This is a genomic window from Methanolobus halotolerans (assembly GCF_004745425.1).
Classification (GTDB): domain Archaea; phylum Halobacteriota; class Methanosarcinia; order Methanosarcinales; family Methanosarcinaceae; genus Methanolobus; species Methanolobus halotolerans.
In genome coordinates this window covers 94,797-109,668 of record NZ_PGGK01000007.1, presented here as the reverse complement: position 1 = coordinate 109,668, position 14,872 = coordinate 94,797, and the positions used below count along the sequence as shown (strand labels likewise).

Here is a 14,872-nt window from a genome sequence, read left to right as displayed (position 1 = left end):
GGCAGATGACAATTAATATACCTTCTGCAAGTACCGTGTCTCTGTAATATTTGTTGCATGTAGGGAATTATTGCGTCTTTCTCAGATACACATGTTAAGAGTAATTTAGGGCAGTCAATGGAAAATCAACAAGAATTATACTATATGTTACGATGTCCTTCCATTCATTAGATGCGGTTGTCCGTTGAATATCCCCGTTACGGATTGATTTTTCGGGGAACTGAATATTGGATAGTTGCAACACTATAAAAATAATATTAAATAAAAAATACAAGGTGAATCAATGGGAAAGCAAGAAATCTTAGACAAACTCAGAGACTCGATTGTCAAGCAGGATATCAACAGTACTGCAACAGCTGCACAGGAAGCACTGGATGCGGGTATCGGTCCTGTTGAAGCTATTGAAGGAGGGCTCTCAGTAGGCATGAAGATCGTAGGAGATAAGTTCGAGGCAGCAGAGATCTATCTGCCACAGATCATGATGTCTGCAAAGGCCATGAACGCCGCAATGGAGATTCTCACACCCGAACTCGAGAAGGCGAAGGTAGGCGAGGGTGTGGGAACGGCAATCACTTTTGTACAGGAAGGAGACATCCACGACATCGGTCACCGCTTGGTATCAACGATGCTTGGAGCAAACGGTTTCAAGATAGTTGACCTGGGAGTGGACGTTCCAAACGATTCTATTATAGATGAGATCAAGAAGCTCAAAGGTCACAAAGTAATCCTTGCAGGTTCTGCGCTCATGACAACATCCATGCTAGGACAAAAGGATACGGTTGAAGCTATCCAGGAAGAAGGTCTCAGGGATGATGTGAAGATAATGTTCGGTGGCGCACCCGTGTCCCAGAAATGGATCGATGAGATCGGAGCGGACGCAACAGCAGAGAATGCAGCTGATGCAGCACGTGTGGCTCTAAACATCATGAAATAAGGAGGATCCAGAATGACATTTACAAGATCAGTTGATTGTTTTGAGTTCTATGACCGTGCAAAGAAAGGTCAGAAGACGAGCCAGGACGACTGGGACCTCATGACCATTCCGATGAAGGCAATTGAACTCAAGCAGAAGTACAACCTTGACTTCAAGAACGAGTTCGTTCCTACAGACAAGGGCATGATGGAAAACCTGTTCAAGGCAGGCTTTGAGATGCTGCTTGAGTGTGGTATATTCTGTACCGACACAAGCCGTGTGGTAAAGTATACCGAAGATGAGATATGGGACGCTATTAACAACGTTCAGAAGGAATTCGTTCTCGGAACCGGCAGGGATGCCGTAAACGTCAGGAAAAGAAACGTAGGCGATAAGAGAAAGCCGATCGTGCAGGGTGGTCCAACCGGTTCCCCCATTTCCGAAGATATGTTCATGCCTGTACACCTGAGCTATGCTCTTGAGAAGGAAGTCGACACCATCGTCAACGGTGTCATGATGACGGTCCGCGGCAAACCTCCGATCCCTGGAAGCCCGTATGAGATCCTGGCTGCCAAAACAGAAGGCAGGCTCATCAAGACTGCAGCTGCAATGGCCGGCAGGCCAGGCATAGCCATATAGGGACCTGAGACTTCCCTGTCAGCTCAGGGAAATATCGCTTCTGACTGTGCCGGTGGCCAGATCAGCAGCGACAGCCACGAGGTCTCCCAGCTCAATGAGCTTAAGATCGACCTTGACGCTATCAGTGTAATGGCCCATTATCAGGGTAACAGTGACATCATCATGGATGAGCAGATGCCTATCTTTGGTGGTTATGCCGGTGGCATAGAAGAAACTGCTATCGTTGATATCGCAACCCACATCAATGCTTTCGTGATGAGCAATGCAAGCTGGCATCTTGACGGCCCGGTGCATATCCGCTGGGGCTCCACCAACACCCGTGAGACCCTCATGATCGCAGGCTGGACGTGTGCAACTATCTCCGAGTTCACCAACATGATCTCAGGTAACCAGTACTATCCATGTGCAGGTCCGTGTACAGAGATGTGTCTGCTGGAAGCATCCGCACAATCCATGACCGACACTTCCTCCGGCCGTGAGATCCTATCCGGCGTTGCAGCAGCAAAAGGTGTTGTCCAGGACAAGACCACGGGTATGGAAGCCAGGATGATGGGAGAGGTCGCAAGGGCAACCGCAGGTATGGAGATCGAAGAGGTTAACAGGATACTTGACAGCCTGGTAAAACTCTACGAGAAAGACTATGCAAACGCACCAGAAGGTAAGACCTTCCAGGAATGTTACGATGTAGCTACCGTAACACCAACCGATGAATACGTAAAGGTCTACGAAGGTGCCCGCAGGAAGCTCGAAGAGCTCGGGCTCGTATTCTGAGACCCTAACTCACTGTGATAACATAGTTTATCACTTCCCTAGCAGCCAGCGTCTAATCACCGCTGGCTCACTCTCTATTTTTTGAGAATAATTACATTCCAAAACTAATTTTCGTGAGTCTATAGGCTCTTCCCGCAGTTCCTGCAATTTTTAAGTTATTCAATGAAATGTTTTTGAAGAAGCCCTGTTCCCGATAAAAAAAGATGTATCCGGGTGCTCAGTTTTAAACCGGCTCTCCCGGGAAATCTCCAAGAATGTCGTATGAGACCTTTCTGTAGAGTGAGTTGTATTCTTCGGTGGGTTCGAGATCGTATTCGGATTTTATCCTGTAACATTTGTCGAAGGGTTTTCCTTCGGGTGGATTGTTTAGTTTGTCCTCATACTTGGAGTATATCTTTCCTACCAGCCTGTTGGCCTCCTCTAAGGACAGGTGAGTTGCCATCTGCGATATTTCACCCATGAATCTTGATTCGACGCCTGATGAGTGGTCGGGAACTCCTCCACGTGCTCCTACCGGTCCAAGTAGAATATCCCTGCCGCATACGGTATCTCCGATCGCCTGGGCTGCGGTCTCGCAGAACATCATTTCCGTGCATATGCCTGCCGCATTCCAGTAGTATCTTGCTGTGTAATAGTTCATGTTGCGGGAGACGGCAAGGGATGAGAGATTGGAAGCCCACATTATCTCTCTGGCAGAAGATGAGCCACTTTCCACATGTACAGCTCCGGAGGCGTGGATGCTTGAATGTGCAAGTACCTTTGACTGCAGGGTCTCAGCCACATCTATTATTGCCAGCCCTTCGGGTGATCCGATGCAGGGTCCGCCGAAGACAGGCACCTGGCCGGAAATATAATGGTTTCCGTGTTCCTGATGGTAGATACACTTGGAGAGTGTTTCATAATCAGTCTTCAGGTCATCCATGTATACTTCCTGCGGGTCGTTGCACGAGTAAAGTTCATCTGATGATACAAGCAAATATGAAGTGGGAAGAGTTGGTGTGCTGGGCCCTAAAAGTGCGAGACCTTCACGTCCTCCTATCTTTGTGGCAATCCTTTCAAGCCTTGCTGCTTTCAGAACTGACAACATCTCAAGGGGACTCTTTGGCCGGATGTATTCCCCGCAGAATTGTTTCATCGCTCCGCTATAAATTCCCTGGACAACGTTTTCCATTGCTGCGCTTAAGTTAATGTAGACGAAGTTCTCTTCGGAAACACTACCTCCCATTGGTCCTCCGATAATCACTGGTGGGATGGAAGCCAGTGGATATCTGTGAGGCACGGTGATTTTTTCCTTCTGTCTGCCTATCTCAAGAGGGTTGATAACGTTAAGTGATTTCAGGATATCCTCTTCATCTATCTGGATGACTCTTTGTGTACTTTTGCAGTATATGCCTACGGTATGCAGGAGCTCGATGCCTGCTTCGAATGTGGCATCTGCCATTTCAAGGTCAATGGGTACGAAACTATTCCCGTCATATTCAATGTCATATTTTAAGGCAAGTTCTTCTGATCTCTTGAATACTTCCAGATCATGTCGTTTTTCGGTTTTGCCCTCGCCTTCAATTGCACTTTTGAGATATTTGTACATGTTTTGCATATTTTCACCTTAGACCGGAGCAGATTTATACGATCTATGTGGCACAATATTGTAATATTGCATATAATCTTCTGTTTATGTATAAAAATGCTTATTTACACATATATTTATAGTTTTTTCTAGGTTCTCTAAGTATATCTGCGTTGCCAGTTCATAGAAATTTAGTTCCTGAACTCTTTTTTTGCAAACGGGATTTGTCTGTTCGAATAGATCGCTCTAGTGAAAATTGTTCTTTAGGAACCATGTTTTGGTGCAACATACAGTTTCAATTCTGTTACTGGTGGGGCAAGTGATATATTATTTATATTTTATGCTTACTTCCCTCTTATTCAGAAACACGTATATTTTATGCTGCTATCAATATTTTTTACGTATAAAGTGATTTATATTTTGAAGACTGGTCTGTTTTTTTCTGGAAAATAAGCATCTTAAGAAGCTTTTTTCTTTATTTCTCACTATATGTTCAGCATATTCTAAAATTGAATTTTTCTTCTACTTATTCTTTACGGGTCAGTTTTGCGTATATCTCATATTTAAATTTACTTGACGCTTAATCGTAAAATATATATCCAGGCAATCTGCATTTCATCTTACTATACATATCAGGAGCTTAAAATTATGGTTGAATATACTCCAAAAGAAAGATTAGCACGTGCCTTGACCGGTCAGTCCGTTGACAGGATGCCAGCAGTATCAGTTACCCAGACAGGGACTGTGGAACAGATGGAAGCCAGCGGAGCCTTCTGGCCTGAGGCTAACGATGACGCAGAAAAGATGGCAGCACTTGCCGAAGCAGGTCACACTGTCGTAGGTTTTGAGGCTGTACGTGTTCCTTTCGATATTACAGCAGAAGCTGAGTTCTTCGGCTGTGAGATCAAACAGGGAACTCAGGAACAGCAGCCTTCAGTAGTTGGTCATGTTGTAAAGGACGCAGAGGAGATCAACAAACTAAAAGGCTATGACCTTGATCATGGAAGAATCGGAGTCGTATGCGATGCTATCAAGATCCTTGCAGACAAGTATGGTGATGAACTTCCAATTATGGGCAGTATGATTGGTCCTTTCTCTCTTGCCCAGCACCTCAATGGTGACGACTGGTTCATGGCTATCTTCACGAACGAGGCCTTTGGCCTTGAACTCATGGAGTTCACAACCGATTTCAATGTCGCCTACGCAAAGAAGATGGTCGAGAACGGTGCTGACACCATGGTCATCATCGACCCGACAGCCAGTGCACAGCTCATCGGTGCTGAGCTCTATGAGAAGTTCGTCGTGCCTTACCACAAAAAGATTGCTGACGCAATGCATGAGCTTAATGTTCCTGTAGTATTGCACATATGTGGTGATACCACTCAGGGCCTTGCACTTATGGAAGCCTCTGAAGTCGATGCTATCAGTGTTGACCAGAATGTGGACGTTGCAACTGCAGTAAGCAAGGTTGACAAGGCTGTGATCGTGGGTAACCTTGATCCCGTGAACGTGCTCTGGAACCAGACACCTGAGGTCGTAAAGGAAGAATCCCGGAAGGTCCTGGATGCAGGCGTAGGCCTTCTTGCACCTGGTTGTGGTATTGTCAGCAAGACACCTACCGAGAACCTTCAGGCAATGATCGAAATGGCGAAGAGCCACAAATATTGAAACCATTCTGACAGTTGTTTATTTCTCCGGGCTGAATTCTTCAGATGGATTGTACCTCCTTCCCCGGAGAATTTTTTCTTTTCAGTATAAACTTACAGCATTAAGTATCCTGAGAATCTATTATCCATATGGATTATATCAGCGATTTTTTTGGATTTATGAAAAAAGCGACAACAGCGGTTCAGACGGTGGATGCAATAAGAAGACGCCTGGATGCTGAAGGCTTTATAGAATTGAATATGACCGAGCCATGGATGTTGGATTCTATGGGGAAATACTATCTGGCACCCTATCCTTCCATGCTGGTGGGCTTTACTATAGGAAGCAATCAATATCTGACAAAAGGAGTAAAGATGATTGCTGCCCATACGGATAATCCCGGATTCAGGGTCAAACCCAATCCTGAGACGGACAGTGAAGGACTGGTGACACTGAATGTGGAGCGATACGGCGGCCCTATTCTGAATACCTGGTTTGACCGTCCTTTATCTATCGCCGGAAGGATCGCGGTGAAGTCAGATAAGGTGCTAAAGCCTAAAGTAATCCACCTGGATTTTGAAAGACCAATACTTATCATCCCGAATCTGGCCATCCACATGAACCGCGAGGCCAATAAAGGTGTGGAGCTCAAGGTGCAAAAAGAAATGCAACCCCTCCTGAGCCAGTTGATTGAAGATGAGATCAAGGATAATTATCTGCTGGATCTTGTTGCGAAGGAAGCCGGGGGGAGTCGTGAAGATATTCTGGACATGGATCTGAATGTCTATTGTTGTGAAGAAGGTATGTTAGTGGGAGCCAGAGAAGAATTCATCTCTTGTCCGAGGATCGATGATCTGTCTATGGTTTATGCTGCTATGGAAGCTCTTATAGGATCGAAGCATAAGGATGGGATCAACATGGTGGCATTCATGGATAATGAAGAGATAGGCTCCACAACCCGGCAAGGTGCGGACTCCATGATGCTGAGCACGATCCTGGAAAGGATTCTTATGGTAACGCCGGGAATAGAAAAAGAATTCACCAGTCAGATGATGGACTTCTTTGTGATATCAGCTGATGGCGCTCATGGATTCCATCCCAATTACAGTGAAAAGAACGATATCACCAACAAACCTGTAATGAACAAAGGAATAACTATTAAGATCAGTGGAAATCGTTCATATGCATCAGAAGTGGAGACCATTGCAGCTTTCCAGCAACTCTGTGACAGAGCAGGTGTGAAATATCAGAAATTCACGAACCATTCAGATCAACCGGGAGGAAAGACTCTGGGTCCGTTGCTCAGCAAATATCTGCCTGTTCATGTGGTGGATGTGGGAGTGCCGATGTTGGCAATGCATTCGACCAGGGAGCTGATGGGCAAACAGGACTTCCTGGATTCCATCAAGATATTCAAGATATTTTTCCAATTAGAGGAATGATACATACTTTGACGGATTTAACTTTATCAGAATATGTTTTGCCTATACTCATACTTTATATATACTGAAATTTTAATTACAGCCAAATGTCCAGAAGAAAGCAAAAGGTCCATGATATCACGGACTTTAAAAGTCTGCTGAAAAAACAGGGCTACAGTCTTGCCGGCAAGCATTCGGCTGTGAAGACTTGTCTCTGGCTTGGCAGGGCAATCAAAAATGAAGGTGAGTGTTATAAGTCCGCCTTTTACAGTATACAGTCCCATCGTTGCCTGCAAATGACCCCGACACTGATGTGCAATCAAAAATGCCTGCATTGCTGGAGACCAACGGAGATCGATGTGCCCATGCCCGGAGACTGGAACTCTCCAGTGGAAATAGTGGGGTCTTGTATCGAATCTCAGCGAAAGCTCATATCAGGCTTTGGAGACTCGGCTCCCAGAGACCTCTGGATGGAGGGCAATGAGCCCCGGCATGTGGCTATATCCCTATCAGGGGAGCCCACGCTTTTCCCGCATCTGCCAGAACTCATAGAGGAGTTCAAAGAACAGGGCTTTACTACCTTTGTAGTGAGCAATGGCACTGTACCTGCAATGATGGCAAAGATCGATCCATCGCAACTTTATATGAGTCTGGATGCACCGGACCTGCAAACTTACGAAAAGGTCTGCGCCCCAAAGTCTCCTGAGTTATGGGACAGGATAAATGAATCCCTTGCAATACTTAAGAACAAAGATACAAGAACCGTCATACGTATAACTTTGATCAAGGGTGTGAATATGTTCGATCCTGAGGGCTATGCTGAACTTATAAGGAAAGCAGAACCGGATTATATAGAGGTCAAGGCTTACATGCACCTGGGTTTTTCCAGGAAGCGGCTGCCACGCGAGGCAATGCCTTCTCACGAAGAGGTGCTTGACTTTTCCGGGAAGATCGCAGAGAACCTCGGATACAGGATAGCTGATGATGTAGCGGTAAGCAGGGTAGTCTTACTTTCAAAGGACGGCTCGGTCTCGCCCCTTGTCTGACTGGCAGGATGCGGGCCTGTCACAGTCCTTGTCACAATCTATATTTATAGTTAGATGTCATATGAAATAGCAATCTAATCGAAGATAGGAAATAATTATAGTTCACTTCAATCGCGGAGTATTTTCAATATGTCTGAACAATCTGCTCATTCTAAGTATGAATTCAAGAAACAGTTAGAGGAACTGCGAACCAAGAAGGGTCGTGGTACTGAACTGGTATCACTTTATATCCCCCCCACCAAGCAAATATCCGATGTCACCTCCCAGCTCAGGACAGAGCACGGCCAGGCGGCCAACATTAAATCCAAGGTTACAAGAGATAATGTTCAGGGTGCACTGGAATCCCTGCTTTCCAGGCTGAGGTATGTAGAGGTCCCTGAGAACGGTATTGTGTTCTTCACCGGCGCTGTGGACATCGGTGCCAACAAGACAAATATGGAGTCCATGATTGTCGAGCCTCCGCAGCCACTGGTAACTTACAGGTATCACTGTGACTCCTCGTTCTTCCTTGAACCACTCGATGAAATGTTAAGGGACGTAAAGACGTTCGGTCTGCTTGTGCTTGACAGGAGAGAAGCCACGGTGGGCCTGCTGGTAGGAAAACACATTGAATCATACAGGCACCTCACATCCTCGGTTCCCGGAAAACAGAGAAAGGGTGGTCAGAGTGCTCACAGGTTCCAGCAGCTGAGGCTTATCGCCATCCATGAATTCTATAAGCGTATTGGTGAAGCTGCAAGTGATGTTTTCCTTACAGTCGATCATAAGGATTTCGAAGGTGTGCTCATCGGAGGCCCTTCCCCTACAAAAGAAGAATTTGATTCCGGGGATTTCCTGCACCATGAATTGCAGAAGAAGATACTGGGACTGTTCGATACCGCCTATACGGATGAGTCCGGTCTTTCCGAACTTGTCAATGCTGCCAGTGAGAGGCTTGCTGATATTGATCTAATGGTTGAGAAAAAACTGATGCAGCGTTTCCTTGCAGAGCTTGTATCCGACTCAGGAAAAGCTGCCTATGGTGAGTCACAGGTCAGACAGAACCTGACTATGGGGGCTGTGGAGATATTAATGATATCCGAAGGTCTCAGGGCCGAGCGTCTGACCCTGCGATGTCCCACAGGTGATTATGAGAACAAGGTAAGCAGGAATTTCACACCGGGTGACCAGCCGGATGATGATGTATCGGGTCAGTGTCCCGAGTGCGGTAGCAACCTTGAGATCGTTGAAAGGGTCGATGTGGTTGATGAACTATCCGAACTTGCAGATCAGATGTCAACGGAAGTGGATTTTATATCAACGGACTTTGATGAGGGTTCTCAGTTGTTCAGCGCTTTCGGCGGAATAGTTGCGATACTGCGTTTCAATACGGGTATATGATAGTACTTTGAGGTGTTATCTTGTTCCTTGAGTTTAAAAAACAGGTTACTTCAATTCTTAGGGATGCCATTGCGTCACTGGGCCTCCAGACGGATGATCTTGGGCTGGAAGCATCCCAGCATGCAGATATTGCTTCAAAGGCCGCATTCCGCCTTGCATCACAGGCCAGACAGAATCCCAAAGAGCTTGCTGAAAGGATATCCGAAGCCATAATCTTGCCGGAAGATTCCCTTATAGGAAAGATCACTACGGTCGGTCCCTATATCAATATAGATGCTAACAGGAAATATATAGATGAGACCGTTTTCAGGATAAGGCAGGAGGAAGCCGGCTTCGGTGGTGGTTTCTGTCAGGGAAGGATATTGCTGGAGCACACATCAGCAAATCCTAACGGTCCTCTGCACGTAGGTCATATCCGCAATTCCATTATCGGTGATACACTCATGCGTGTGCTCAGGCGTGCTGGTTATGATGTCGAGACCCAGTACTATGTAAACGACATGGGCCGCCAGATAGCAATTGTCTCATGGGCACTTTCCCTGTTCGGTTTCGACAGCTCAAGAAAGCCAGACCATGCGATCGCAGATGTTTACATAAAGGCCAATGCGGAGCTTATTGCAAATCCTGAAAAGGTATCTGAGATTGATAGCCGTATGCAGCTTGTTGAAAAAGGGGATGAGGCGACCATCAAGAGTTTCGATGATGCTGTTGCCTTTGCGATAAAAGGTATCAGGGAAACGTTGCAACGTATGAATGTCACTCATGACAGTTTCCCGCATGAATCCGGTTTCATTCGCTCGGGTGCAGTTTCCAGGATCGTCGGGGAAATAAAGGCTATCGGCAGGACCGAAATTGACAACGGTGCCCTTGTTGTAGATCTTTCGGATTACGGTTTTGAAAAGACCCTGGTTATCCAGCGTTCCGATGGTACATCCCTTTATACCACACGTGATCTTGCATACCACGAATGGAAGGGAGAGAGGGCCGACAGGATGATAGATGTGCTGGGTGCGGACCATAAACTGATATCGGGACAGCTCAAGGCGACATTGAATGCAATAGGCAAGCGTGAGCCTGAGATTGTGATATTCGAGTTCGTTTCACTTCCAGAGGGCTCCATGAGCACCCGCAGAGGCAAGTTCATCCCGGCGGATGAGCTGCTTGACCAGATCGAGAAACAGGCATATGCAGAAGTGGATAAACGTCGGCCTGAGATGCCGGATGAGTTCAAGAAAGAGGTAGCAAGAAACGTGGGAATAGGTGCAGTCAGATATGATATCGTGAAAGTCTCCCCTGAAAAATCCACAGTCTTCAACTGGAAGGAAGCCCTGGACTTTGAGAAGCAGGGCGGTCCCTTCATCCAGTATTCGCATGCCCGTGCCTGTAATATTCTCAAAAAAGCTGAAGAGGAAGGATTGTGGGACCCTTCCAGGCCTATCGACCCGTCTTTGCTTGTAGAGGATACGGAAGTGGATCTGGTTAAGAAGATGGCATCATTTGACAGTGTTATAGATACTTCTGCGAGGGAGCTCAAACCCAATGCAATTGCCATTTATGCAAGAGAGCTTGCCGAGTCTTTCAACCAGTTCTACAGGTTCGTTCCTGTAATAAATGCCGAGGATGAAGAACTGAGGGCAATCAGGCTTGCATTGGTGGACTGTGCAAGGATAGTACTTGCAAGTGCACTTGATACTCTTGGAATAGCTGCGCCTGAGTCTATGTGACCAGGCTTGCAATTCTTTTTTTTGGATGTGTATTGCTTTTTCTGAGTTTTTGCTGTTTGAATACGGATTTCCTGGTATGCAGGAGGTTATTGTGGAACATGCTGACTCAGGGATGCACATAACACTTAAATATGACTGCAGTCATTAATGACCTCGGTCATCTATTCTGTGAATATTCTTGCAAAATAACTATTGAGAGGTCGATATGTCCCTTCGTGAGAAAAAGAAACTTGAAACTAAAAATAATATCTTCGAAGTATCCGGAAGGTTATTCAAAGAAAAAGGTTTTGAGAACACGACCATTGATGAGATAACCAGGGAAGTAGGGATAGCAAAAGGTACATTCTTTAATTATTTTCCAACAAAAGGGTCTCTTCTCTTGTATTTCAGAGAACAGAAGCATGAATTGATCCATGAACTGCTTGAAGCTGAAAAGTCAAAGAATGTTCCTACCAAGGAAAAGATAAAGGGCTTTCTGGTCCTTCTGGCAGAAAGCTACGAGAAGGACAAAGAACTTACAAAATTGTTCATACTGGAGTACAAAAGGTATGCTGTACATTCCGGGTTTAGCCCGGACAACGGAAATAGCATGCATTATCGCTTTAGCAGGATTCTACATGATTTTCTTGAAGAAGGTGCGGAAAACGGAGAGATAAAAAGCACAGTTGACTTGGAAACAGCAGCTGAAATGCTGAACGTTGTCTATTTTCACACTCTCATCGTATGGCTCAGATCAGAGAACGATTTCCCGTTTTCCAGGAATATATCTGCAAAAATAGATCTGTTATTCGAAGGTATCAGGAATTGAACTAAATGTATGCAATAGAAGTTGAAAAACTTACAAAGAAATTCCACGGTTTCGTTGCTGTTGACAGTATTTCTTTCAGCATAGAAAGAGGTGAGATATTTGGTTTGCTCGGCCCAAACGGTGCAGGAAAAACGACAACCATGTCTATGCTTTCAACAATGCTTAAACCGACATCCGGCAGAGCTTCTGTCAATGATTTTGATATACTGAAAAGTGAAGATGACGTAAGAAGGTCCATAGGTATAGTATTTCAGGACCAGAGCCTTGACGAGGAACTGACAGCTCATGAGAATATGGATTTCCACGGGAGGCTTTATCGTGTGCCAAAAGACCTGAGGCAAAAAAAGATCACAGAACTTCTGGAGCTTGTCGAGCTGGAAGACAAAAAAGACAATCTGGTAAAAACCTTTTCAGGTGGAATGCGAAGGCGTCTGGAGATCGCAAGAGGATTGCTACACGAACCCGAAGTACTTTTCCTGGATGAACCCACTCTTGGTCTTGATCCTCAGACAAGGAATCGTCTCTGGCAATATATCGAGGAACTTAACAAAGAAAAAGGAATCACATTGATCCTTACCACTCACTATATGGAAGAAGCTGACAGGCTCTGCGACAGGGTTGCAATAATAGATAAAGGAAAGATCATTGCGATGGAGACTCCGGAAAATCTCAAGAAATCCATTGGCGGGGATGTGATCACAATCAGTTCTCCGGAAAATGATGATCTGCATGCAATGATCAGGCTCCAGCCATGGGTCAACCATGCAGATCTACACAATAGTTCCGTTACGATAAATCTGAAAAATGCGGAACAGCACATCGCAGAAATTGTAACTCTTTCTTCTGCTAACAAAATTACGATAAATAACATCTCCATCCATAAACCCACTCTTGAAGATGTTTTCCTGCACTACACGGGCAGAACTATCCGGGAAGAGGAAGCTAAAACAAAAGATCGCATGCGGATGATGCGAAGAATGAGGACGAGATAATATGGATATCGTATATACTATCTGGCTGAGGAGTGTAAAACGATACCTCCGCTCCAAAAGCAGGATAATCGGAAGTTTGGGCATGCCTGTTTTCTTATTACTTGTGCTTGGTCTCGGGCTGAATTCAGTTGTAACACTTCCTGACATGGAACAGGGTTACACCGATTTTATCATACCGGGTATTATTTCCATGAGCGTGCTGTTCACCTCGGTATTCTCAGGCATTCAGATCATATGGGACAAGCAGTTCGGTTTCCTGAAAGAGACGTTAGTGGCCCCTGTATCAAGGCTGGAGATCATGCTGGGGCAAACAATGGGCGGAGCTACGACTGCTGTGATCCAGGGACTTCTGATCCTTATTCTCTCATTGTTTATCGGACTTAGTATCAACAGTATCCCGGGATTCCTGGTGGCAATAGTTTTTATGGTGCTCATAGGGCTTTCTTTCACAGCCTTTGGAATTGCAATTGCATCAAGGATGGAAGATATGCATGGTTTCCAGCTTATAATGAATTTTGTCATATTCCCTATATTCGGACTTTCAGGGGCATTATTCCCGATTGACAGCCTGCCGCCATGGGTGAGATCCCTTACACTTCTGGATCCGCTGACATACGGTGTTGAAGGTATCAGATACGGTTTACTGGGGACATCTCAAATAGATCCCGTTGTCAGCTTTGTAGTGCTCACAGGATTTACGATTTTTATGGTGGTCTTTGGCGCCTATCTGTTCAGGAAAATAAACATATAACCCTTCATGCGGTTGAAAAGATATATCTGAAAAGGGTCCTGGTAAATATCTTCCCTTTTGTCTTATTTTAACATCTGTTCTAGACATCTGTTCTAGAAATCTATTTCTTCAGGTCGAATGCCCACCTGCTGACCCCGGGTGCCACATTACCGCATCTGCGGTAGGATTCGACCTCAAATCCCATATTCTCATATCTTTTAACAAGCTTTGGTATCTGTTCTTTGACCTTGAAGGTATAGAAATGCAAGTGGCCACCTTTTCTCACAAGTGGGGAAACGGCTTCCAGGAAATGATCCATTCCATAAGGTGTGGGAATTATAGCCCTGTCAAACTTACATCTGATCATTTCCGGGATATGGGCTGCATCGGCATTAATGATGCGGACTCTGTCTTCCACTTTATTCAGCTCGCAACTCTGTCTCAGGGATGTGCACGCAAAGGGGTTCATTTCCACTGCAACGACCGTTGCACCTGCCGCTGCAGGGGGAATCGCAAAGGGACCGACGCCGGCGAAAGGTACCAGCACGCTCTCTCCGGATTTTACCTGCGATGCTATTCTTTTCCTTTCAAAGCCCAGTCTTGCGTTGAAAAAGACTTTTTTAAGATCTATACTGTAGACAAATCCGTATTCCCTGTGAATAGTCTCAGTGCTATCACCTGCCAGTATCTCAAGATCGGCAACTCTTCTGTCACCTTCAAGCTTTGAGACCTTGTTCAGCACCGTTCTTATGTTGTGCATACCCCCCATTATAGCACCGGAGATCTCCGGTTTGTATCTTTCCATTCCCGAAGGGATGGCCACAATGGCGATATCTCCGATAATATCAAAGCGGTCGGAGAGTTTTTCAAGTTCGCTCCCGGGTATCTTTCCCTGTAGTTCGGTTTTGAGGCTCATTTTCTCATTCTGGATCTGGCTATATGTCACAAATACTTAAAAATGCGGCATTGCTAATTAAGCATAGCTATTTCTTTATCCTATACTTAATCAAAAGAAGGACAGAGTATCTTAGCATTTCAAGACTCCTGGTATAACATTTTGTTTTTCTTCTCAGCCTTGCCAGAAAAGGTATGAATATGCTGTTATATCCTTATAGTGTATAGTTTCTGCTTTTGATCGTGTATGGGCATTGTATATACTCAACCGGATTCAAAAAAAATGGTTTACTGAATAAAGATTAACTATACTTTTTATAAATGTATCTGTTCAGGACAA

Annotated in this window: 11 protein-coding genes and 2 pseudogenes; 10 read left to right on the top strand and 3 right to left on the bottom strand. The window is 45.2% G+C overall.

The annotated features are described in order from the left end of the window. The first annotated feature begins 283 nt into the window (after positions 1-283). Together CUN85_RS08120 and CUN85_RS08115 are read left to right on the top strand one after the other, a co-directional pair. Positions 284-934, top strand: coding sequence for a methyltransferase cognate corrinoid protein (locus tag CUN85_RS08120; RefSeq protein WP_135389822.1), 651 nt, complete (start codon positions 284-286; stop codon positions 932-934). Positions 935-946: 12 nt separating this feature from the next. Further along, a pseudogene (locus CUN85_RS08115) lies at positions 947-2,323 on the top strand (monomethylamine:corrinoid methyltransferase). Positions 2,324-2,546: 223 nt separating this feature from the next. On the opposite strand, the gene CUN85_RS08110 reads toward CUN85_RS08115, so the two are convergent. Continuing rightward, positions 2,547-3,920, bottom strand: a complete 1,374-nt coding sequence (locus CUN85_RS08110) for a monomethylamine:corrinoid methyltransferase (RefSeq protein WP_135389821.1) — start codon at positions 3,918-3,920, stop codon at positions 2,547-2,549. A gap of 618 nt (positions 3,921-4,538) precedes the next feature. Between CUN85_RS08110 and mtbA the strand changes: the two genes are divergently transcribed. From mtbA to CUN85_RS08070, 8 genes are all read left to right on the top strand, one after another. Then, positions 4,539-5,558 (top strand): methylcobamide:CoM methyltransferase MtbA, encoded by a 1,020-nt coding sequence (mtbA, locus tag CUN85_RS08105; RefSeq protein WP_135389820.1) that lies wholly within the window; start codon positions 4,539-4,541, stop codon positions 5,556-5,558. Between the two features lie 128 nt (positions 5,559-5,686). Then, positions 5,687-6,979, top strand: a complete 1,293-nt coding sequence (locus CUN85_RS08100; protein WP_135389819.1) for a M18 family aminopeptidase — start codon at positions 5,687-5,689, stop codon at positions 6,977-6,979. 86 nt (positions 6,980-7,065) lie between these two features. Beyond that, positions 7,066-8,004, top strand: coding sequence for a 4-demethylwyosine synthase TYW1 (gene twy1 / locus CUN85_RS08095; protein ID WP_135389818.1), 939 nt, complete (start codon positions 7,066-7,068; stop codon positions 8,002-8,004). Positions 8,005-8,133: 129 nt separating this feature from the next. Then, positions 8,134-9,384 (top strand): peptide chain release factor aRF-1, encoded by a 1,251-nt coding sequence (gene prf1 / locus CUN85_RS08090; protein ID WP_135389817.1) that lies wholly within the window; start codon positions 8,134-8,136, stop codon positions 9,382-9,384. A 20-nt stretch (positions 9,385-9,404) separates the two neighbouring features. After that, entirely contained in the window at positions 9,405-11,108 is a 1,704-nt protein-coding gene (gene argS, locus CUN85_RS08085; RefSeq protein WP_135389816.1) for an arginine--tRNA ligase, read from the top strand. A gap of 205 nt (positions 11,109-11,313) precedes the next feature. Further along, positions 11,314-11,916 carry a TetR/AcrR family transcriptional regulator gene (locus tag CUN85_RS08080; protein WP_135389815.1) on the top strand — a complete coding sequence of 201 codons (603 nt, stop codon included), beginning with the start codon at positions 11,314-11,316 and terminating at the stop codon, positions 11,914-11,916. A 5-nt stretch (positions 11,917-11,921) separates the two neighbouring features. Further along, the gene (locus tag CUN85_RS08075; protein WP_135389814.1) at positions 11,922-12,908 is read left to right on the top strand and encodes an ATP-binding cassette domain-containing protein; all 987 of its coding nucleotides are present in this window, start codon (positions 11,922-11,924) and stop codon (positions 12,906-12,908) included. A gap of 1 nt (position 12,909) precedes the next feature. After that, the gene (locus CUN85_RS08070; protein WP_135389813.1) at positions 12,910-13,659 is read left to right on the top strand and encodes an ABC transporter permease; all 750 of its coding nucleotides are present in this window, start codon (positions 12,910-12,912) and stop codon (positions 13,657-13,659) included. 100 nt (positions 13,660-13,759) lie between these two features. On the opposite strand, the gene CUN85_RS08065 is transcribed toward CUN85_RS08070, so the two are convergent. Both CUN85_RS08065 and CUN85_RS08060 read right to left on the bottom strand, forming a co-directional pair. Then, a complete protein-coding gene (locus CUN85_RS08065) occupies positions 13,760-14,554 on the bottom strand; it encodes a class I SAM-dependent methyltransferase (protein WP_135389812.1) in 795 nt (264 codons plus the stop codon). A gap of 53 nt (positions 14,555-14,607) precedes the next feature. Beyond that, positions 14,608-14,782, bottom strand: a pseudogene (locus CUN85_RS08060) (IS1 family transposase); the annotation flags it as partial. Between the last annotated feature and the right edge of the window lie 90 nt (positions 14,783-14,872).

Bases quoted from the DNA above. Each gene is read 5' to 3' on its own strand.
- CUN85_RS08120 (WP_135389822.1), top strand. From the start codon at position 284: ATGGGAAAGCAAGAAATCTTAGACAAACTCAGAGACTCGATTGTCAAG.
- CUN85_RS08110 (WP_135389821.1), bottom strand. From the start codon at position 3,920: ATGCAAAACATGTACAAATATCTCAAAAGTGCAATTGAAGGCGAGGGC.
- mtbA (WP_135389820.1), top strand. From the start codon at position 4,539: ATGGTTGAATATACTCCAAAAGAAAGATTAGCACGTGCCTTGACCGGT.
- CUN85_RS08100 (WP_135389819.1), top strand. From the start codon at position 5,687: ATGGATTATATCAGCGATTTTTTTGGATTTATGAAAAAAGCGACAACA.
- twy1 (WP_135389818.1), top strand. From the start codon at position 7,066: ATGTCCAGAAGAAAGCAAAAGGTCCATGATATCACGGACTTTAAAAGT.
- prf1 (WP_135389817.1), top strand. From the start codon at position 8,134: ATGTCTGAACAATCTGCTCATTCTAAGTATGAATTCAAGAAACAGTTA.
- CUN85_RS08080 (WP_135389815.1), top strand. From the start codon at position 11,314: ATGTCCCTTCGTGAGAAAAAGAAACTTGAAACTAAAAATAATATCTTC.
- CUN85_RS08075 (WP_135389814.1), top strand. From the start codon at position 11,922: ATGTATGCAATAGAAGTTGAAAAACTTACAAAGAAATTCCACGGTTTC.
- CUN85_RS08070 (WP_135389813.1), top strand. From the start codon at position 12,910: ATGGATATCGTATATACTATCTGGCTGAGGAGTGTAAAACGATACCTC.
- CUN85_RS08065 (WP_135389812.1), bottom strand. From the start codon at position 14,554: ATGAGCCTCAAAACCGAACTACAGGGAAAGATACCCGGGAGCGAACTT.